This window comes from Polaribacter sp. BM10 (assembly GCF_002005425.1).
GTDB lineage: Bacteria > Bacteroidota > Bacteroidia > Flavobacteriales > Flavobacteriaceae > Polaribacter > Polaribacter marinaquae.
In genome coordinates this window covers 1566896-1587669 of record NZ_CP019704.1, presented here as the reverse complement: position 1 = coordinate 1587669, position 20774 = coordinate 1566896, and the positions used below count along the sequence as shown (strand labels likewise).

General features: G+C 32.1%; 17 protein-coding genes. 10 read left to right on the top strand and 7 right to left on the bottom strand.

Annotated features, from left to right (window positions below; translation table 11 throughout):
* Positions 1-237 precede the first annotated feature (237 nt).
* Entirely contained in the window at positions 238-411 is a 174-nt protein-coding gene (locus BXQ17_RS14530; RefSeq protein ID WP_187661445.1) for a hypothetical protein, read from the top strand.
* Positions 412-1420: 1009 nt separating this feature from the next.
* Entirely contained in the window at positions 1421-1594 is a 174-nt protein-coding gene (locus tag BXQ17_RS14525) for a hypothetical protein (protein WP_187661444.1), read from the top strand.
* 379 nt (positions 1595-1973) lie between these two features.
* Here BXQ17_RS14525 and BXQ17_RS07105 read toward each other — a convergent pair whose 3' ends face one another.
* Complete coding sequence (locus BXQ17_RS07105; RefSeq protein WP_077809946.1) at positions 1974-2861, bottom strand: sterol desaturase family protein; 888 nt, start codon at positions 2859-2861, stop codon at positions 1974-1976.
* Between the two features lie 798 nt (positions 2862-3659).
* Here BXQ17_RS07105 and BXQ17_RS07100 point away from each other — a divergent pair.
* From BXQ17_RS07100 to BXQ17_RS07080, 5 genes are all read left to right on the top strand, one after another.
* On the top strand, positions 3660-4043 hold the full coding sequence (locus BXQ17_RS07100; protein WP_077809945.1) for an HU family DNA-binding protein: 384 nt from the start codon (positions 3660-3662) through the stop codon (positions 4041-4043).
* A gap of 307 nt (positions 4044-4350) precedes the next feature.
* Positions 4351-5952, top strand: coding sequence for a type I restriction-modification system subunit M (locus BXQ17_RS07095; protein WP_077809944.1), 1602 nt, complete (start codon positions 4351-4353; stop codon positions 5950-5952).
* Positions 5953-5954: 2 nt separating this feature from the next.
* Positions 5955-7175 (top strand): restriction endonuclease subunit S, encoded by a 1221-nt coding sequence (locus BXQ17_RS07090; protein ID WP_077809943.1) that lies wholly within the window; start codon positions 5955-5957, stop codon positions 7173-7175.
* Positions 7176-7337: 162 nt separating this feature from the next.
* On the top strand, positions 7338-8243 hold the full coding sequence (locus tag BXQ17_RS07085) for an Abi family protein (RefSeq protein ID WP_077809942.1): 906 nt from the start codon (positions 7338-7340) through the stop codon (positions 8241-8243).
* Positions 8244-8305: 62 nt separating this feature from the next.
* Positions 8306-11149: a type I restriction endonuclease subunit R gene (locus BXQ17_RS07080; RefSeq protein ID WP_077809941.1), complete on the top strand. Its 2844-nt coding sequence runs from the start codon at positions 8306-8308 to the stop codon at positions 11147-11149.
* A 116-nt stretch (positions 11150-11265) separates the two neighbouring features.
* On the opposite strand, the gene BXQ17_RS07075 is transcribed toward BXQ17_RS07080, so the two are convergent.
* Positions 11266-12036 (bottom strand): LytTR family DNA-binding domain-containing protein, encoded by a 771-nt coding sequence (locus tag BXQ17_RS07075; protein ID WP_077809940.1) that lies wholly within the window; start codon positions 12034-12036, stop codon positions 11266-11268.
* Entirely contained in the window at positions 12037-13071 is a 1035-nt protein-coding gene (locus tag BXQ17_RS07070; protein WP_149025875.1) for a hypothetical protein, read from the bottom strand. It abuts the gene before it with no gap.
* Positions 13072-13264: 193 nt separating this feature from the next.
* On the opposite strand from BXQ17_RS07070, the gene BXQ17_RS14520 reads away from it, so the two are divergent.
* Positions 13265-13408 carry a hypothetical protein gene (locus BXQ17_RS14520; RefSeq protein WP_187661443.1) on the top strand — a complete coding sequence of 48 codons (144 nt, stop codon included), beginning with the start codon at positions 13265-13267 and terminating at the stop codon, positions 13406-13408.
* An 89-nt stretch (positions 13409-13497) separates the two neighbouring features.
* Here BXQ17_RS14520 and BXQ17_RS07065 read toward each other — a convergent pair whose 3' ends face one another.
* Positions 13498-13875 carry a PH domain-containing protein gene (locus BXQ17_RS07065; RefSeq protein WP_077809938.1) on the bottom strand — a complete coding sequence of 126 codons (378 nt, stop codon included), beginning with the start codon at positions 13873-13875 and terminating at the stop codon, positions 13498-13500.
* Between the two features lie 175 nt (positions 13876-14050).
* Between BXQ17_RS07065 and BXQ17_RS07060 the strand changes: the two genes are divergently transcribed.
* Together BXQ17_RS07060 and BXQ17_RS07055 are read left to right on the top strand one after the other, a co-directional pair.
* Entirely contained in the window at positions 14051-14812 is a 762-nt protein-coding gene (locus tag BXQ17_RS07060) for an NYN domain-containing protein (protein WP_077809937.1), read from the top strand.
* 148 nt (positions 14813-14960) lie between these two features.
* On the top strand, positions 14961-15974 hold the full coding sequence (locus tag BXQ17_RS07055) for an LLM class flavin-dependent oxidoreductase (RefSeq protein ID WP_077809936.1): 1014 nt from the start codon (positions 14961-14963) through the stop codon (positions 15972-15974).
* 70 nt (positions 15975-16044) lie between these two features.
* On the opposite strand, the gene BXQ17_RS07050 is transcribed toward BXQ17_RS07055, so the two are convergent.
* The 3 genes from BXQ17_RS07050 to BXQ17_RS07040 all read right to left on the bottom strand — a co-directional run bounded on the left by BXQ17_RS07050 (position 16045) and on the right by BXQ17_RS07040 (position 20772).
* On the bottom strand, positions 16045-17844 hold the full coding sequence (locus tag BXQ17_RS07050) for an alkaline phosphatase (RefSeq protein ID WP_077809935.1): 1800 nt from the start codon (positions 17842-17844) through the stop codon (positions 16045-16047).
* A gap of 5 nt (positions 17845-17849) precedes the next feature.
* Positions 17850-18950, bottom strand: a complete 1101-nt coding sequence (locus BXQ17_RS07045; RefSeq protein ID WP_077809934.1) for an alkaline phosphatase — start codon at positions 18948-18950, stop codon at positions 17850-17852.
* Between the two features lie 76 nt (positions 18951-19026).
* The gene (locus tag BXQ17_RS07040) at positions 19027-20772 is read right to left on the bottom strand and encodes a RagB/SusD family nutrient uptake outer membrane protein (protein ID WP_077809933.1); all 1746 of its coding nucleotides are present in this window, start codon (positions 20770-20772) and stop codon (positions 19027-19029) included.
* Positions 20773-20774 lie beyond the last annotated feature (2 nt).

Sequence of the window (20774 nt, the reverse complement as noted above, 5' to 3'; positions counted from 1 at the left end):
GATTTTGTGAATTGAGGGGATTGGAGTTTGGGGTAAGAGGAAAGAGACAAGAAACAAGAGTCAAGAAAAGGAAATCATGATAACACACAGCTCCGACCTATTTTAAATTTTGTAAGAATTCAAATTGTAAGTAACGGCAAGCATCCAAAAAACGCAGTGGTCTGGATGCGATAGTGGATTACAAAGTAGAATTTAAGAAATTTAAAAGTACGTCTAGATTTTTGGTTCTTTTCATCAATGGAAAAGAATAGGGAAGAAAAAAAAATGAGTGAAGAGATAAGAGAAGAGAGACAAGAGTCAAGAAAAGGAAATCATGATAACACACAGCACCGACCTATTTTAAATTTTGTAAGAATTCAAATTGTAAGTAACGGCAAGCATCCAAAAAACGGAGTGGTCTGGATGCGATAGTGGATTACAAAGTAGAATTCAAGAAATTTAAAAGTACGTCTAGATTTTTGGTTCTTTTCATCAATGGAAAAGAATGAGAGAGGAGAAAAGAGAGCATAGAAACAAGAAGAAAGACAAGTTAAGTGAGGCAAAAGAATCATGATAACACACAGCACCGACCTATTTTAAATTTTGTAAGAATTCAAATTGTAAGTAACGGCAAGCATCCAAAAAACGGAATGGTCTGGATGCGATAGTGGATTACAAAGTAGAATTCAAGAAATTTAAAAGTACGTCTAGATTTTTGATTCTTTTCATCAATGGAAAAGAATGAGAGAGGAGAAAAGAGAGCACAGAAACAAGAAGAAAGACAAGTTAAGTGAGGCAAGAGAATCATGATAACATACAGCACCGACCTATTTTAAATTTTGTAAGAATTCAAATTGTAAGTAACGGCAAGCATCCAAAAAAACGCAGTGGTTTGGATGCGATAGTGGATTACAAAGTAGAATTCAAGAAATTTAAAAGTACGTCTAGATTTTTGGTTCTTTTCATCAATGGAAAAGAATGAGAGAGGAGAAAAGAGAGCATAGAAACAAGAAGAAAGACAAGTTAAGTGAGGCAAAAGAATCATGATAACACACAGCACCGACCTATTTTAAATTTTGTAAGAATTCAAATTGTAAGTAACGGCAAGCATCCAAAAAACGGAATGGTCTGGATGCGATAGTGGATTACAAAGTAGAATTCAAGAAATTTAAAAGTACGTCTAGATTTTTGATTCTTTTCATCAATGGAAAAGAATGAGAGAGGAGAAAAGAGAGCACAGAAACAAGAAGAAAGACAAGTTAAGTGAGGCAAGAGAATCATGATAACATACAGCACCGACCTATTTTAAATTTTGTAAGAATTCAAATTGTAAGTAACGGCAAGCATCCAAAAAAACGCAGTGGTTTGGATGCGATAGTGGATTACAAAGTAGAATTCAAGAAATTTAAAAGTACGTCTAGATTTTTGGTTCTTTTCATCAATGGAAAAGAATAGGGAAGAAAAAAAAATGAGTGAAGAGATAAGAGACAAGAAACAAGAGTCAAGAAAAGCAAATCATGATAACATACAGCACCGACCTATTTTAAATTTTGTAAGAATTCAAATTGTAAGTAACGGCAAGCATCCAAAAAACGGAGTGGTCTGGATGCGATAGTGGATTACAAAGTAGAATTTAAGAAATTTAAAAGTACGTCTAGATTTTTGATTCTTTTCATCAATGGAAAAGAATAAGAGAGGAGAAAAGAGAGCACAGAAACAAGAAGAAAGACAAGTTAAGTGAGGCAAAAGAATCATGATAACATACAGCACCGACCTATTTTAAATTTTGTAAGAATTCAAATTGTAAGTAACGGCAAGCATCCAAAAAACGGAGTGGTCTGGATGCGATACTAGATTAAAAAGTAGAATTCAAGAAATTTAAAAGTCCGTCTAGATTTTTGGTTCTTTTCATCAATGAAAAAGAATGATAGAAAAAAAAGAATTCTCGATACAATTTCCTTTAACTAGAAACCATTCTAACCGATAGCAACCAACTAATCCCTTTTACTAAAAGGATACAACTCCTGTTGTACAAACCCTTTCGGAAACTGCTCGTCACCCTCAAAACCAATTTCGATGTCTCTACCAGAATGTGGTATGTAATTCGTTTTAAAAAGATAATCCCAAATGCTTAATGTAATTCCGAAGTTTACCCCTTGCTTGCGATCTTCTGGCAATACTTTTGCATGATGCCAAATGTGCATTTTTGGGTTGTTTAAAATGTACTTTAACCAGCCATAATCCCAATTGATATTCGCATGGTTTAAATGCCCAATGGTAATATTAAAAAAATGAACAAATGCCACATCTTGTGCGGTAAAACCACCAATAATGGCTAACGGAATGTATTTTAAAGAATTGTACACTACGGGCTCCATCCAATGGTAACGTAAATGCGCTGCAAAGCCCATTTCTTTAACCGAGTGGTGTACCTTATGAAAATTCCACAGAAACTCGAAACGATGCAATAATCTGTGCGTGCACCATTGCACAAAATCAATTACAATAAAAAAGATAAAAATGCGCAAAGCAAACGGCAAGGTATTGAGTTCTAAGACCTGAAAATTGGCAATAGACAACCCTACAACGCCTAAAATATCATTAAAAATTGCGGCAGCGGCATTCGACAATGCAATCAAAACCAATAAGTTTAATAAAAAGAAATTAAAAAACATGTAAAATGTATCTAACCAAAAATCTTTTCGAAACAAAGACTGGTGCTTGCGCCAAGGAAAAATTGCCTCTAAACCCCAAACAAGTAAAGAAATTAGAATCAATCCGTAGAAATAATTCTCCCAATTCAGTTCTAAAAGAACCGATTGTTTGATGTAGTTCCAATAATCGGAATACGAGTTTTTAAAAATTTCTAGGTACTTGTTCATGTGTTTTTTACTTCGCTATTTGTGCTTGTAAGCAATTGGTCTGTGCTCTATAAAAGACCTTACACTTTACAAGATTACTAGCTTAAGGCATCGTTTACAAAATTAAAGTTTTTAGCGCTCAGATAAAAGCAACAAGGTGTATTTATAGTGAATTTGTACTTTTTGTTAAAAACTTCAAGGGAATTGGGAATAAGTATTTCTTTCTAAATAAGAAAAAAGTTTTAGTTTTACAACTCGTTGTAATTTAGTTTTTTAGGCTGTTTTAAAAGGGAGCAAAATTTTAAAAAAGTGAATAACTTTAAAATAAAACTTTGTATTGCTAATTTTTCACATCAGAAAAAGTTTTAGTTTTACACCAAGAACATTACAACTATGTTTTTGTCAATAAGCTGTTTATAAAATTGTTTTAACAGCAGTAACAGATGTAATATCTTTACAAAAACAAAAAAGTCTAAGAAAACTGTTGTTTCTAAGACTTTTTTAAAACGGTAACACTTTAAGAAGTATTTGTGTTTTTTTCTGCACATCAAAATTACAATTCTTCTTTAAGCTTACCAAATTTATTTTATTAAAAATAAAGCAGTACAACAGACTGCAACCTGGTAAACACATGACTTAATTTTTTAGCGTACAACTCCTGTAAGTAATTGGTTTACTTATGGTTTAACTACATCAAAACGCATGTGGTTGGGCATGCTATTGCAGAGTTTTAAAAGCGTACACAAAGAGGAATCGCCTTGCAAGTGCCTCTAAAAACAAAGGTTGTAAGAAGAATTGTAATTTTAAAATATACACTAAATGTCGATAAAATTTAAGACAATAGAGAGGAAAAATCCTCAAGATAGAACATTAGACGCAAAATATTACGCAGCTGTAGTTGCCAATGGTAGCGTAGATTTTGAAACGTTAGCAGAAATGATTTCTGAACAATCGGCACTGTCGGAAAGTGATTGTTTGTCGCTGTTAAACATCTTAGAGGTAAATATTATTAGAGAGTTAAAACAAGGACGTATTGTGCGTTTGGGTAAATTAGGAAACTTTCAAATAAGTTTAAGCTCGAAAGGATTTGAAACAGAAGGAGAAGTTTCTGCAGAAGGCATTACCAATACACGCATTCTTTTTAGACCTGCGGTAAAGTTAAGAACGATGCTTAAAAACTTAAAGTTTTCTAGAACAACCTAGTACGCTTTTGTAATTACTAGGTGTAAACATCAAGTAATTTTTAAAAATCCCAATAACTACGGTTATTGGGATTTTTTTTGCCCAAAAACAACGCTCACTGCGTACGTACGCAACTTTTATCGGAGTAGGGTGGAGTAAAAGTTGCACCCTGATGCGGTAGCAATTGCACCCTGATGCAGTGAAAGTTGCGTCTAACTCGAATAAAAAGAGAATTTATTTGCATTGAAACTTCGTTTTTTTTACTCTTAAGCTAAAAAAGATTCCTATTTTTAACGTTCAAAAAATTGCAAAAAAAAACAAACCTTTAATGTCAGAAGAACAAAAAAAACTACTCGAAAAACAATTATGGGCTATTGCCAACCTATTACGTGGCAAAATGGATGCTGACGATTACAGAAACTACATCTTGGGCTTTATATTCTTTAAATACCTTTCAGAGAAGTTACACTTATACGCTAATAAAATATTAGCACCAGATGGTTTAACTTATGAGCAGTTAGATGAAAATTCAGAAAATGGTAAAATATATGTTGAAGCAGTTAAAAAAGCCTGCGTAAAAGAGTTAGGTTACTTCTTAAAACCAAGTGAATTATTTACCTCTATTGCTCAAAAAGGAAATAACCTTTCAGAAATAGTAACCAACGATAATGACGAAGCAAAGCAATTCTTTATTATTGAAGACTTAGAGCGTATTCTTACCAATATAGAACAAAGTACCATGGGTACAGAATCTGAAGATGATTTTGTAAAACTATTTGAAGATTTAGATTTAACTTCTGGTAAGTTAGGAAGAACTGTAAAAGCTCAAAATGAAACGATTGCAAAAATCATCACACATTTAGATGAAATTGATTTTAGGTTAGAGGATAATGACAGTGATTTATTAGGGGATGCTTATGAGTTTCTAATTGGGCAGTTTGCTGCAAGTGCAGGAAAAAAAGCAGGGGAATTTTATACGCCTCAAGAAGTATCTACCATATTAGCAAAAATAGTAACTACGCGTAAAAAACGTTTAAAATCTGTATATGACCCAACGTGTGGAAGTGGTTCATTACTATTGCGTGTAGCTAAAGAAGTAGACGATGTTGGTATGTTTTACGGTCAAGAATTAAACCGTACAACGTACAACTTAGCACGTATGAATATGATACTACACGATGTAAATTATCGTGAGTTCGATATTAAACAAGAAGATACCTTAGAAGAACCTCAACATATGGCTATCGATTTAAAAGCCGAAGCTATTGTTGCAAACCCACCATTTTCTGCAAAGTGGTCTGCAAAAGGAATATTTAGTACAGACGACAGATTTAGTCAGTATGGTAAATTAGCACCTAAAACAAAAGCAGATTTTGCATTTGTACAGCATATGATTCATCACTTAGATGAAAGCGGAATAATGGCAACCGTATTACCGCACGGTGTATTATTTAGAGGAAGTTCAGAAGCGCATATTAGACGTTATTTAATTGAAGATAGAAATTATATAGATGCCGTTATTGGTTTACCTGCAAACATCTTTTTTGGTACAGGTATTCCAACCTGTATTTTAGTCATCAAAAAATGTAGAGAAGTTAACGAAGATGTATTGTTTATTGATGCTTCTAATCATTTTGCAAAACAAGGGAAAGACAATAAGCTACTACCAGAACATATCAATCAAATTGTAGAAACCTATACCAATAGAACGGTAACAGATAAATACAGCCACAGAGCAACTTTACAAGAAATAGCTGATAACGATTACAACCTTAACATACCACGTTATGTAGATACTTTTGAAGAAGAAGCACCTATTGATATTAATGCAGTAGCAGAACAAATACAAGCTTTAGATGTAGATATTGCTGAAACCGATAAACGTATTTCTTCGTATTGTGAGGAGTTAAATATTAAAACCCCCTTTTAATTATGGAAGAACAATTAATGCCACAATTGAGGTTTCCGGAGTTTGAAGGTGAATGGCATCCTAAGAAACTAGGTAGTATCTGTGTAATGACATCAAGTAAAAGGGTCTATCTTGAAGATTATGTGCCTGCGGGTATACCTTTTTTTAGAGGTAAAGAAATAACAGAATTAAAAAATAATACAATCCCTTCAGATATTTTATATATATCTAATGAAAGATATAATGACTTTAAAGAAAAATATGGAGTACCTAAAAAAGAAGATATTTTAGTTACAGCAGTTGGAACTTTAGGCAATGTTTGGAAAATTAATGATGATAATCCATTTTATTTTAAAGATGGTAATTTAATTTGGCTTAAAAATATTAAAGAAAATAGCGATTTCTTAGAGAAATTAATACAATTAAATACAAATGAATTAATAAAAACTTCTATTGGTTCGACCCAAAAAGCATTAACAATGGTTGAATTGAGAAAGATTCAATTAAATTTTCCTCAATTTCCAGAACAACAAAAAATAGCATCATTCCTTACAGATGTAGATGATAAAATTACCAAACTAACCAAAAAGAAAACCCTTTTAGAGCAATACAAAAAAGGTATAATGCAAAAAATCTTTAATCAAGAACTAAGATTTAAAGATGATAATGGTAATGCCTTTCCTAATTGGGAAGAGAAGAAGTTGGGGGTAATTGGTTCAATAGTAAGTGGTTTAACATATAGTCCAAATGATATTGATGAAAATGGTGTTTTGGTATTACGCTCTTCTAACGTAAAAAAGAGATTAATAGCTTTAAATGATAATGTTTTTGTAAATGTTGAAGAAGGTAAGTTCAATCCAGTAGAATTGAATGATATTTTAATTTGCGTTAGAAATGGTAGTAAAAGATTGATAGGGAAAAATGCTATTATCAAAGAAGAGCATATCGGTTTAGCATTTGGTGCATTTATGACAGTTTATCGCAGTAAGTATAATCGATTTTTATTTCATTTTTTCGATAGTCAACATTATAAAAAAGAAGTTTATAAAAATTTAGGAGCTACTATAAACTCTATTAATGGTGGTGATTTAAAAAAGTTTAAAGTTCCATTTCCTTGCATTGAAGAACAAACCAAAATAGCTAATTTCTTATCTGATATAGATATAAAGATAGAAGCCTTAAATACTAAAATAGAAAATAGTAAAGCCTTTAAAAAAGGCTTGTTACAACAAATGTTTGTGTAGGTAAAAATGTTAAAAACTGTATAAATATGAAAAAAGAATACAAAATAAATAAAATATATAGTACTTTTGCTGTAACAGTACACACCACGCTACCCGTTAGAACAGCGTCCCAGGGTGTGTCTTTTGCTTTAAATACGGTTTGTTTAACTTCACTTTTACCGTATGTTTACTAAAAACGCCCTTACTGTTGCAGAGCAAGTAAGTCAATTACAAGAGCGTGGTTTGGTTATAAAACACCCACATATTGCAGAAAAATACCTACTTAATATTAGTTATTACAGACTTGGCGAATATTGGTATGTAATGCAACAAGATAAAGAAAATCACATTTTTAAACCAAACAGTAAATTTGAAGATGTTATTGCCTTATATAATTTTGATGCAGAATTACGTTTATTACTTTTTGGTGTTATAGAGAAAATAGAAATTAGTTTACGTACCAAATTAATTTATCATTTATCTCACGAAATAAACCCTTGGTGGTTTCAAAATTTCGAATTATTTACAGATAGTAAAGCCTTGGTAAAAACGCTTTCTAATTTAGAAGCCGAAATTGAAAGGACAAAAGATGTTTCTATTAAAAATCACAAGAAAAAGCACAAAGACGATGGTCGTTTTCCACCTGCATGGAAATCTTTAGAACAAACAAGTTTTGGAGCATTATCTAAATTGTACGGTAATTTAAAAAATAATGTTGCTTCTAAAGATATTATAGCCAAAGAGTTTGGTGCAGTTAACCATACGTATTTACCTAGTTGGTTGCAATCAATATCGCAAATACGTAATTTTTGTGCGCATCATTCACGTTTATGGAACAGGAACTTACCTAGTACAGTAAAAATGTTATCTAAACCACCAAACCCTTGGATTACAGATGCGGAAAATGTACCTAAACAATCTAATAAATTGTATATGCATATGTGTTTAATGAAATATATGTTAAATACAATTAAACCTGATAATGAATTTACAGAAAGATTAGAAGCCCTTTTTACAAAGTACCCAAATGTAGATTTAAAAGCTTTAGATATGAAACCAAATTGGCAACAAGAACCTTTATGGAAATAAAAAACTACTTAATACTTCGAGATTTTTAAAGAATCTCGAAGTATTTAAAAGAAAAAGAATAAATGACAACACAACCAGAACAGGTATTAGAAAATAACTTAATTACGCAACTTATTAGTTTAGGGCATAAAGCTGTAACTATTAAAACAGAAGACGATTTAGTTAGTAATCTAAAATCACAATTAGAAAAACATAACAAAACAACCTTTACAGCTCCTGAGTTTGAGCGCGTATTAATACATCTTTCTAAGGGTAATATATTCGATAAAGCTAAAACTTTAAGAGATAAATATGTATTACATAAAGACAACGGAGAGAAAGCATATATAGAGTTTATCAATCAAGATTTCTGGTGTCAAAACGAGTTTCAAGTAACCAATCAAATTACCATAAACGGTAAAAGAGAAAACCGTTACGATGTTACTATTCTTATAAACGGCTTGCCATTAGTGCAAATAGAATTAAAAAAACGTGGTATAGAGTTAAAAGAAGCACATAGGCAAGTATGCAGATACCAACAAGAATCTTTTGCTTCTAATAATGCCTTATTTAATTACGTGCAACTCTTTGTAGTTAGTAATGGCGAAAACACAAAATACTATGCCAATACCTTTAAACAAGGTAAAATGCCTAGTTATAAATTTACAAGTTACTGGAGCGATAAAACCAATAAAAGAATAACGCAATTAGATAGCTTTGCAAGTCTCTTTTTAGAGCCTTGTCATATCGCTAAAATGATAACTAAGTATATTGTTTTACACGAAAAAGATAAAGTGTTAATGGTGCTTAGACCATATCAGTATTATGCCGTAGAATCAATTATAGATAGAGTTAAAAATTCAGATAAAAACGGTTATATATGGCATACTACAGGTTCTGGTAAAACATTAACATCGTTTAAAGCAAGTCAGATACTAACCAATAACCCTAAAATTAAAAAAGTGGTGTTTGTGGTAGATAGACAAGATTTAGACGACCAAACAGTAAAAGAATTTAGAGCTTTTGATAAAGAGAGTATAGATGGTACAGAAGATACTAAAACCTTAGTAAAACATTTTTTAGATCCTACACGACCTTTAATTGTAACTACTATTCAAAAATTAAATGTTGCCATAAAAAAAACAGCGTTTAAAAATCAAATTGAAAGAATTAAAGACGATAAAACCATTTTTATTTTTGATGAATGTCATCGTTCTCAATTTGGAGAAACACATAAAGCAATAGTAAACTTTTTTACCAATCATCAGTTATTCGGATTTACAGGAACACCAATTTTTGAAGAAAATGCACTAAGTGTAAAGAGTATAAAACAAACAACCGCAAACCTATTTCACGACTGCCTACATAAGTACGTTATTACAGATGCTATTAGAGATGAAAATGTATTAAAATTTTCAATAGAATACTACAATGTATTTAAAAAGAAAATTCAAGATGAAGAAGATACTAAAGTAGAAGCTATAGATACGCAAGAGGTTTATGAAAGTGACGCATATTTAGAAACCATTACCAATTACATACTTAAAAATCACGCTAACAAAACCAATAATAGGCAGTTTACTGCAATGTTTTGTGTAAGTAGTGTAGATATATTAATTAAATATTACGAACTGTTTAAAGCTAAAAAAGAAGCAGGAGAACACAATTATAAAATAGCAACAATATTTTCGTATGCTGCAAATCCAGAAGTAGAAACGATAGATGGTAATATTTCAGAAGAAGATGTAACAGATGATGCACCAGTAAACCAATCGGTAAGAGATAAATTAGACGAGTTTATTGTAGATTATAATACTATGTTTAACGAAGCACATTCGGCTAATGATGCGAAAGCCTTCTTAAACTATAAAACCAATATATCTAAAAGAGTACGTGATAAAGAAATAGATATTTTATTAGTAGTAAATATGTTTTTAACAGGGTTCGATAGTAAAACATTAAATACCCTGTATGTAGATAAAAACCTTAAATATCACGGTTTAATACAAGCCTATTCACGTACCAATAGAATATTAAACGATAATAAGTCACAAGGTAATATTGTAACCTTCCGTAACTTAAAAAAGAATACAGACGATGCAGTACGTTTGTTTTCTAATCTTTCAGCAAAAGAAACCATCACTATAGCACCATATAAAGAGCAGCTAACGTTTTTTGAAGAAGCATACGCAAGATTAATGGCATTAACACCTACACCAAATAGCGTAAATGAGTTAGTAACAGAAGAAGATGAATTAGAATTTGCGAAAGCATTTAGGGCTATAATGCGTTTAAAAAACATATTAGATTCTTTTACAGAATTTACTTTTGATGATGTACCAATGACAGCTCAAGAGTTTCAAGATTTTTCATCTAAATACTTAGAGTTAAACGATAAAATTAGGTTCAATACTCAAAAACAAAAAGTATCTATATTAAACGAAATAGATTTTGAAATAGAGTTACTTCACAAAGACGAGATTAATGTTACTTATATTATGAAGCTATTGGCACAATTAAAAGATGCCAAACCAAAAGACCAAGAAAAACAAAAAAAGCAAATTTTAGATTTATTAGCGGGAGATGTTACTCTGCGTAGTAAACGTGAATTAATAGAACAATTTATAGAAAATAACTTACCTAAAATTAATAATAGCGAAACCATAGAAAGTGAATTTAAAGACTATTGGAAAGTAGAAACTAAAAAAGCTTTGAATAATTTAAGTAAAGCAGAAGCATTAAAACCAGATAAAGTAGAAAATATAATAAACGATTTTCTTTTTACAGGTAGAATGGCAACAGAAGATGAGGTAATTGAAGCATTAGAAAAACAACCAAGTGTCTTACAAAGAGAAACTATAAGTAATAGAATAACCGAAAAAATAAAAGATTTTGTAAAAACCTTTATTAATGGAGTTGATAGTTAAACAAATAAATACATATTTTTTCTATTTTAAAGGTAGTATCTTTTTATTTTAAAATTAAAGGTCTCTTATAAAATCTATAGCCTGTTACCCTAGCTTGTTAAAAATTAATGGTGGCATTAAATATTTTCTAAAAACCTTGTTTTTTCTTTATTACTAATTTCAAAAGGTGTTTTACAATAATATAATTCTAGGTTACGACTGTCTATATTTCTAATGTAATTGGTATTAATTAAGGTGCTTTGATTGATTTTTCTAAAACCAAACTTATAAAGATTTAATTCCAAATCATTAATCGTTATTCTTATAGATTCAAATTCGATTATATCATTTTTTCCATAAAAATGTACATGATTACTTTGTGGTTTTTCTGCCTTTACTTTTTTATTGTCTTTTACTTTATGTCCAGAACTTATTAAAGCAGAACTAATAAAATAGATGTCTTCTGGGTAGATACCAATATTTTTGTTTTTAGAGATGGCTAGCATAACCAAATCGCCTTTTTGATAGATTTTTTGGTTGTTTACTCTACCAAGAATCTTCTCTTTTAAAATAGCTTCAAATTCTTCTAGTTCAAAAGGTTTGCTTAAGTATCCAGAAATATCTAAACGGTTAATTACTTTTTGCTCATTGTTAATGGTAGAGGTTAAAAAGATAACTTTTTTATGAGTAGCTACTTTTTTAGCCAATTCTAAACCATTATACACAGGCATATAAAAATCTACAATCAACAAATCAAAATCATGTTCGTTTATATCTTCAAAAGCCTTTTTAGAACTATCATAGCTTTTAACGTGTTGTAGGGCGTAATCCTTAGCAATAATATCAATTTTTTCTCGAACTCTTTCTAAAGTTTGTGGGTCGTCATCCACCAAAATATAACGTATCATTTAATGCAGGCTTAGTGTTAATTCAGATAGATATTGGTTGTTAGGTAGTGCTTTATGTTCTAATTTACTTTTTGGGTAATAAGCGTTTAACAATTGTTGCAAGGCATTTAAACCAAAGCTAGTTGGTGTTGTAACTTCTGTAGTATAATTTAATCGTTGCTCTGCACTATTTACCAAACAATAGCTTAATTGTTTGTGTTCGTTTTCTTTTAAAATAATACTAATAAAAGAATGCTTATTATTTAAGTTACCATGTTTTAATGCATTTTCTACAAACGGAAAAAAGAGTGTGGGTTTAATTTTAATAGTGTTGTTTTGCTCTCTTTTTAATGTATTGTTAAACTGAATGTTTGTATTTGGTTTTAAGTATTTAATTAAGTCTAAAAACATGTGTATGTGTTCTAGTTCTTCTTTTAAAGAAGTGTTTTCTTTGTGTAAAGCAGTAACATTATAATCTAATAATTTAAAGATGTTTTTTAAAGCCTTAATTGGGGGTATTTTTCTTTTGGTATTTTTAACACTAAAGCTAATGCCTAAAAAGGTTTTGTAACTTTTTTCTGTTTGCTCTATATCATCATATATCTGGCTAATAACATTTTTAATAAAATGTGCACCCAATCTAGTGTTGTTTGCTTCTACTGTTTTAAAATTAACATATCTTTCATACGTTCTTTTTTGATGCGTATTGGTTTCTTTATGTTTTGCTATTTCTTGTTCTTTTTTGTTTAAACTTTCAAAATAAATCTTTTTCGTTTCAGTAAGTTCTTGTTTTACTTTTAATAATTCATTTTTATTTGTAAGACTTTCTTTTTCTAAATGCTCATAGCTCTTAAGCTTTTGCTGGTTTAAGTTTTTTTCTTCTTGTAACTTGTTATTTAAGTTTTCTAATTCGGTATTTTCACTTTTATAATATCTTTTAATAATGTAGTTGTAAAGGTTACGAAGTATTAATAATGCTAAAATAATTAAGAAAAAAGGGGCATTATCCATAAGATATTCAAGTTCATTTAAGAACTTATCATAAAGCTTTTTCATTAGGGTGTGTTTCAATTTTTTGGAAAACTAAAATACTAATATTTGTAGAAGTTTAATTAGAAATCACAAAAAAGATAGCTTTTATCACAAATAATAGTACTTCGTCACAAACAAGAAATATTAACTATAATCTTATGCATCTTTGAAGTGTAAAAGGAAGTAAAGTACTTCTTAAAACTTTAAATAAATTATTATGAGTAAATCAAAATCAATGTCAAGTGCAGCAGCTTCAAGAATTCAAAGTAGTACTGCAGGAGCATCAAAATCTGGAGGTGTAACTAAGGGGAGTTTTGCAGCAAGAGCACAAAGTGCAGCCGCAAAGAATTCTAAAAAGTAATTATTGGTAATACCTCGCCTTTATTTTAAAGGCGAGGTATTACTAAATTGTAGTGAAAGGTAAAAAATAAGGTTTTGTAGGCACAGTATCTACATCACTTTACTAGCCAAGTACTTTTGTACCTCGTAGACATCGATACTTTTGTTAAACTTTTTGCTTACAGAAGGAATGTTTTCGCTCGAAATCCAAATTTTTAATTCGGCATCCAAATCAAAAGTACCCGAGGTTTCTAAAGAAAACCGAGAAATACTTTTATAGGGCATCGATTTGTATTCTACTTTACTACCCGTTAAACCTTGCACATCTATTAAAATTAAACGTTTGTTGGTAAACATAAACGTATCTCTTAACAATTTAAAACCAAGTTCTATATGCTCGTTGTCTACTAACAAGCGTTGGTATTTTTCTGTTAATTTTTCAGTAGAAACCTCACTAGCATTGCCTAGTATTTTATTAAATAATCCCATAGTGTTTTTTTGTTTTAAAAATGAAAGTTACAACTTATCTTTTATAAATGTGCAGTCCAATAAACTTTCATCTTAAAATAAAAGAGAAAAGAAATCTACAAAATGCAATTTAAAAGCGGTTAAGTTTTAACAGTTGTAAGAAACCCACTATCTTTATAACTATAAACAAGATATAATGGACATAAAACTAGCAGTTTTAATAGACGGAGACAACATACCCTCTGCGTATGTAAAAGAAATGATGGAAGAAATTGCCAAATACGGTAACCCAACAATTAAACGTATTTATGGTGATTGGACCAAGCCACACTTGTCTAAATGGAAAAACATGTTGTTAGAAAATGCCATTACACCCATACAGCAATATGGCTATACTACCGGTAAAAATGCCACAGATTCTGCCATGATTATCGATGCGATGGATATTTTATATTCAGAAAAAGTAGACGGTTTCTGTTTGGTGTCTAGTGATAGCGATTTTACACGTTTGGCAACCCGTTTAAGAGAAGCTGGTATGAAAGTGTACGGATTGGGAGAAAAGAAAACACCAAATCCGTTTATTGTAGCTTGTGATAAGTTTATTTATATCGAAATCTTAAAGCAAGAAAACGAAGACAACGAACAAGAAACAACAACTACAAAACCGACTATCAAAAATAAGTACGATACCATTACCCCAAAAGAAATAAAATTTATAGCCAATACTATAGATGATGTTGCCGATGATGATGGTTGGGCCTTTTTAGGAGATGTTGGTGGTTTGTTGCAAAAGAAACAACCCAATTTTGATTCTAGAAATTATGGGTTTCAAAAATTAACACCGTTAATTCAGTCGATACCAAACTTTGAAGTAGAACGAAGAGACACTGCAAACGGCCGCTTAAAGTTAATTTACGTAAAAATAAAAGAGCTAAAAAGTAAAGGTAAAAAACGCTAAGCTTTTAGCGTTGTAAGCCTATCAATTGTATCAATAGTTCTATTGTAAGAATTAACAGAACCTTAGTGCAAACAACTAAATTGGTTGCGTAACTTTGTGGTCCCTTAAAAAGTTTGAAACACACGTTTACATTGATTCTGATACTTTTATGAAATTTAAAAACACTTTATACTCGATACTAGATTTGGCTTTGGTATCTCAAAATAATACATTACAACAAACCTTTCGCAATATTATAGCACTAGCAAAAAGTGCCGAAAAAGCCGGGTATACCAGATATTGGTTGGCAGAACACCACAACTCAGAACATATTGGGTCTAGTGCCACAGCAATTTTAATTGGGCACGCAGCACAGGCAACCAACAGATTACGCATTGGTTCTGGCGGAATAATGTTGCCCAATCATTCGCCTTTAATAGTCGCAGAGCAATTTGGTACATTGGCAACGTTATACCCTAACAGAATCGATTTAGGTTTGGGTAGGGCACCAGGAACCGATAGGGCAACAGCAGCAGCCATTCGTTCAGATTTTATGAGTGCCGCACAAGATTTTCCGAGAGAAGTAGCTAAAATTCAGCAATATTTTTCGAAAGAAAATAGTACTGCTGCTGTAAGAGCAACGGTTGCAGAAGGTGTAGATGTGCCTATTTATATTTTAGGTTCTAGTACCGATAGTGCACATTTGGCAGCAAAAAAAGGTTTGCCGTATGCATTTGCAAGTCATTTTGCAACTACCTATTTAGCAACAGCTATAAAAATTTATAGAGAAGAGTTTCAGCCTTCGGATGCCTTAGATAAACCCTATGTAATGGCAGGTGTAAATGTGATTATTGCAGATACAGATGAAGAAGCCAAACGCATTGCAACCTCTTTAATACAATTAATTGTAGGCTTGCTTACCGGTAAAAGAAGTGGTGTAAAACCACCTGTTACTTTTACAGAAGAGCATCAAGAAATTTTAGAGCATCCGCAAGTACATCAAATGTTAAAGCATTCTTTTATAGGAAGCAAAGCCACTGTAAAAGCACAAGTAAAAATGTTTTTAGAAGAAACCCAAGCAGATGAATTGATTGCGGTAACCAATATTTATGATATAGAAGACCGCATTAAATCGTACCAACTGTTTGCAGAAATAATGCAAGAACTAAATGCAGTATCCTAAAGATATTATAAGTAAAAAACCCCAAACAAGTGTTTGGGGTTTTTTAGTTGAAAAATAGATAGTTTTTCTACTATTTCTTTAGAATTTTCATAATTTTATGAAACACTTCGTTGTTTTCATAAACTCCCTGAAATTCATAAGACATCGGGCCATAAGCAAAAATAGGCACCATAATAGCTGTGTGGTCGTACGAAGCAAAATAACCTTCTATTTCATGTGTTTTTACATTACCCTGCGGGATGCTAAAGCCCGAAGTTTCGTGGTCTGCGGTAATAATTACCAAAGTATCTGGGTGAGTATCTGCAAACTTTAAAGCCTCTGTAATGGCTTTGTCAAAATCGATTGATTCAGCTAAAATACCTGCGGTATCATTTGCATGACCTGCATGGTCTATTTTGGCAGCTTCTATCATTAAAAAGAAGGGTTTGTTTTTTTTATGTAAAAAATCTAAACCTTTTTTTGTTGCGTTGGCAAGTAGGTTTCCTCTACCATTAATAATGGTTTTTAAACCATGTACAGATGTAAATACACCTACTTTATCTGCAGTTGTATTTTCTAAATTTTCTAAAGAAGGCAAAATGGTAAAATTAGTAGTTAAAGAGGTGTTTTTAAAATTAGCACCGCCGCCACCAATAAATAAGTTTAGCTTGCTATTAATAAGGTGCTTAGAAATGATAGCATCATCAGACCTGTCGATAGCATGTGCATAAAAAGAAGCCGGGGTAGCCCCTATAATATTGTCTGTTGTTATGCAGGCCGTAGAAAAGTTAAAACTACTTAAAATTTCTGTAATATTCTGAATTGGTTTTCTAAAAGGATCTGTACCAATGGCTCTATTATTTGTTTTGATACCCGTAGCCAACGCGGTACCTGCAGCAGCAGAATCTGTTGTAAAATCATCTGCAGCTTGTGTTTTTATAAAACCAATACTTTTTAGTTGTGTTAAAGACAAGTTGCCATTATTTGCTAAAGTTGTGGCAGATATTTGAGCCAAACCATTGCCATCACCTATTAATAAAATAATGTTTTTTACAGGTAAATCTTTTTGATCTGCGCTGTAAGAGGGCTGGTATACTTTAGAAAATGTTGTAGAGGTAATAGCTCTATTTGGTAGAGTATTAAAGTAAGTGGCGCATAAAAAAGGTTTGTCTGTATTAATGATGTCTACGCCCATATCAGCCAAAGTTCTCCAGGCTCTTTTAGAATCTGGACTTGCCCAAAAACGAAAAGGCTTTTTTGTTTTCTTTGCTTTTGCTATGATGTTTTTAACTTTAGTGGCATCATCGTGCGTTAATCTTCCTTTACCGTTCCATGTAGAAAAAGGCTTAAAACTTAAACTCACCATTCCTATTTTATCCCATGCTTTTTTTGATACTTCTGTACCTAATTCTTGACAATCAAAATAAATATAAGAAGGGTAGGTGTTGTAGGTGTTTGAAGGGGGTCTATTACCAGAAATTACAATTTTGAGGTTGTTACTATTGTGTATGCTAGGATATTTTTCTAATACAGAAATTACTTTGTTTAATGTTGATACTGCTTCTGATTTGATATCTATTAAAAGCAAAAGTTTCTTATCTTCTTGATACTTTAAATTTAAAACAGTTTTAAGAGGCTTTGCATACAGCGTTTCAAAAGTGTTTTTAGGTTGTATTTCTGATAGCGTATGCGCCACAAAAAGTTGTTTGTCTTTTAAAAATACATCAGCTTCAAAAGAAGTAGCGCCGTTAGAGAAAGCGTTCCAGAAAGGAACAGATTGTAAGTAATCATTATGAGAATGAATGATGGGTTTTTGTTGCCCAAAAAGCGTGCAATGCACTACCAAAGTAAGTAGGAATAAAACGCGTGTTATTGTAGAGTTGTATTTCATTATTTTTATTTGTTGTGAATGGCTTTTAAAATTTTATGATAAATTTCATTGTTTTCATAAATGCCTTTAAAAAGTGGTGCGCCCGGACCTTTTGCAAAAACAGGAATTAAAGTACCGCTATGTTGGTCGTTGTTAAAGTTGATAGAAACATTGGTTACTTCTTCTTGTTTCTCGCCTGTAGCTTCATCAATAACATACGATTTTCCAATACTTACGCCTCCTGTTTCATGGTCTGCAGTAACTACCAAAAGTGTGTTTGGGTGTTTTTTTATGTAGTTTAAAACAACTCCTAAAGTTTTATCAAAATCTAAAACTTCTTGTTTTAATAATTCGGCATCCATGGCGTGTCCGCCCCAATCGATATAAGAACCTTCAATCATTAAAAAGAAAGGTTTTTCTTTTTCTGTTAAATAGTCTAAACCCAGTTGTGTAGCATCTTGAAAAAAGCTTTTTCTACCTTCTAATTTAGATGGCAAACCATCGTTTGCTAATAAATACCCATTTCTTTTGTGAATATTATAAGGAGATAATGCTACAGAATCTAGTTGGTAATTTTTAGCTAGCAATGCAGCATACAAATCTTTCTTATCTTTTCTGCGTTTTAAATATTTTAAACCACCACCTGCAAAAAAATCGATATTCGCATCGATAAGGTCTAAAGCAATTTCTTCGTGCGAATCTCTATCTTTTACATGGGCATAAAAAGCCCCAGGTGTAGCATGAGTTATGGGTGTTAAGCTTACCAAACCAGATTGATAACCTTTTTGTTGCAAGGTCTCTATGATGGTAGGAATAGGCAAACTGTCTTTAGAAACACCAATGGCTCTTTTGTATGTTTTTTGACCTGTTGCAAATGCAGTTGCACCTGCGGCAGAGTCTGTAATTGTGTGGCTTGTACTTTGAGTTTTTATAAAGCCGATTTCTTTAAACTGCTCGAAATTTGGTGCGTTTTTTCCGAAATAAAATGCTGTAGAAACTTGGGCAAGACCCATACCGTCTCCTATCATTAAAATAACATTTAAAGGTGTTTTAGATGTTTCTTTTTTACAACCTATGTACAAAATAGATAGCAAAACCAATAGTGTGTTTTTCAAAATGTTTTTCATGCTATACTTTTAGTGAATCTGATAAAAAAAGGGAGCCCTCTTATTAAGAAAAGCCCCCATACATCAAACATAAAATCTAATATCCTTTATTTTGTTCTAAGTAACCTGGTGTGTTAGAAGCACCATCGATGGCAACTTGTGGTATTGGAAACAACCTGTTGTTTACATTGGCATCTGTTTTTTCTGTCCACGAATCTTCGTAATGACTAAAACGGATTTGGTTTGTTCTTCTTAAACCTTCCCAATAGAACTCGAAACCTAACTCTCTGTATAAAATATCTAAATTGATACTGTTTAAAGCAGTTGGTATTGGTGCACGTGCAGTTCTAGATGTTCTTACAATATTTACATCTGCTAAGGCAGCCGCATTGTCTCCTTTTCTTAATTTAGCTTCTGCACGCATCATGTAAATTTCTGCATAACGCATTAATACTAAATCTACGCTACTAAAGTTGTTACCGTTAGGAGAGGTGCGGCTAAATTGGTATTTAGATACACGAAAACCTGTATGATGAGCTCTTCCTTCGTTAGTAAAATCTACTTTTTCTGTAAGATTTACATAGGCTACATTCTTATCTTTTCCGTTTCCTTTTATTTGTTTTACTGGGTAAATTCTGTATCCATCGCTACAAGTATAAAACGCACCATTTTCATCTTTTCTAGCAGCCCAAGGCACGCCTCTTAAAATACCTCTATCAATTTCGAAGTCTTTGGCAGCTACACAATAATAGTTATTCTCGTCATTTAAAGGAGATAAACCTGTAAGATCTGCTACACCGTTGGCTGCTTCTTGTGTGTTTTTTTGTAAAAACCTAGGGTCTGCATCTGCTGGGTCTACGTTACCATAAGCAGCTACCCAAGTTTGATAAAAGTCTGATGTAATTGCTGGCCCATCTGTACCATCTGCACTTAGGTGTTCTGGTCTTGGGTACATAGAACCAGGAATAGACCAATATGCCCAACGACTGTGTTCTCTTTTTAAGACACCACGTTGGTCTAAAGCAAATATCAATTCTGCATTGCTATTGTTATCATCATTAAACAAGTCGAAATATTCTGGCGATAAAGAAAATTGTCCTGAATTGATAATGTTATTGGTATACGTAATAACCTTATCCATATCTTCTGTGGTAAAGTTTGGTGTACCGTAAGGATCTCTATATACAGCAGCATTTAAGTGCAATCTTGCCAAAAATCCCCAAACCGCAGCTTGTGTCATTCTACCCGGGCCTTTATTATTATTTATAAGGTCTACAACAGATAACAATTCGCTTTCTATATAATCTACTGCCTCTTGATTTCTTAAGATTTCTGAATCTTTGCTAGACAATTCTTTTTTAAAGACCAAGCCCCAACTGTCTAATGTTAACATATTTAAATAGGCCCTTAACGCAATCATTTCATATAAAGCACCAGCCGCCTCTGTATTACCTGCATCTGCCAATGGTCTTAAAACTTCGATAGCACTTACGGTTCTAGAGATATTAATTGTTAGCTCTGTCCAAGCACTTTTAACCAAATCATTTGTTGGTGTAATAGAGTGTGTATGTGCAGCTAAAAACTTACCACCATCATACCAATCTGTACCACCTCTGTAAGGTAAAATAGCCTCGTCACTAGGTATCAATTGCAAACCATAGTAGTTTGTGTGCCTCCATGTCCAAGAAACTTGCCCGTAAGCTGGTGCAATAGCACCACTTATTGCTTCTGCTTGCCCGCTACCTGTTAAAGATTCATCTAAAACCTCTTCATTTAAATCGCTACAGCTATAGATACATAAGAAGCTGAATGCTAAAAGTGTACTTTTTATTATATTTTTCATTA

Bases quoted from the DNA above. Each gene is read 5' to 3' on its own strand.
- BXQ17_RS07090 (WP_077809943.1), top strand. From the start codon at position 5,955: ATGGAAGAACAATTAATGCCACAATTGAGGTTTCCGGAGTTTGAAGGT.
- BXQ17_RS07095 (WP_077809944.1), top strand. From the start codon at position 4,351: ATGTCAGAAGAACAAAAAAAACTACTCGAAAAACAATTATGGGCTATT.
- BXQ17_RS07100 (WP_077809945.1), top strand. From the start codon at position 3,660: ATGTCGATAAAATTTAAGACAATAGAGAGGAAAAATCCTCAAGATAGA.
- BXQ17_RS07070 (WP_149025875.1), bottom strand. From the start codon at position 13,071: ATGAAAAAGCTTTATGATAAGTTCTTAAATGAACTTGAATATCTTATG.
- BXQ17_RS07065 (WP_077809938.1), bottom strand. From the start codon at position 13,875: ATGGGATTATTTAATAAAATACTAGGCAATGCTAGTGAGGTTTCTACT.
- BXQ17_RS07045 (WP_077809934.1), bottom strand. From the start codon at position 18,950: ATGAAAAACATTTTGAAAAACACACTATTGGTTTTGCTATCTATTTTG.
- BXQ17_RS07080 (WP_077809941.1), top strand. From the start codon at position 8,306: ATGACAACACAACCAGAACAGGTATTAGAAAATAACTTAATTACGCAA.
- BXQ17_RS07085 (WP_077809942.1), top strand. From the start codon at position 7,338: ATGTTTACTAAAAACGCCCTTACTGTTGCAGAGCAAGTAAGTCAATTA.
- BXQ17_RS14525 (WP_187661444.1), top strand. From the start codon at position 1,421: ATGGAAAAGAATAGGGAAGAAAAAAAAATGAGTGAAGAGATAAGAGAC.
- BXQ17_RS07050 (WP_077809935.1), bottom strand. From the start codon at position 17,844: ATGAAATACAACTCTACAATAACACGCGTTTTATTCCTACTTACTTTG.
- BXQ17_RS07055 (WP_077809936.1), top strand. From the start codon at position 14,961: ATGAAATTTAAAAACACTTTATACTCGATACTAGATTTGGCTTTGGTA.
- BXQ17_RS07040 (WP_077809933.1), bottom strand. From the start codon at position 20,772: ATGAAAAATATAATAAAAAGTACACTTTTAGCATTCAGCTTCTTATGT.
- BXQ17_RS07105 (WP_077809946.1), bottom strand. From the start codon at position 2,861: ATGAACAAGTACCTAGAAATTTTTAAAAACTCGTATTCCGATTATTGG.
- BXQ17_RS07075 (WP_077809940.1), bottom strand. From the start codon at position 12,036: ATGATACGTTATATTTTGGTGGATGACGACCCACAAACTTTAGAAAGA.
- BXQ17_RS14530 (WP_187661445.1), top strand. From the start codon at position 238: ATGGAAAAGAATAGGGAAGAAAAAAAAATGAGTGAAGAGATAAGAGAA.
- BXQ17_RS07060 (WP_077809937.1), top strand. From the start codon at position 14,051: ATGGACATAAAACTAGCAGTTTTAATAGACGGAGACAACATACCCTCT.
- BXQ17_RS14520 (WP_187661443.1), top strand. From the start codon at position 13,265: ATGAGTAAATCAAAATCAATGTCAAGTGCAGCAGCTTCAAGAATTCAA.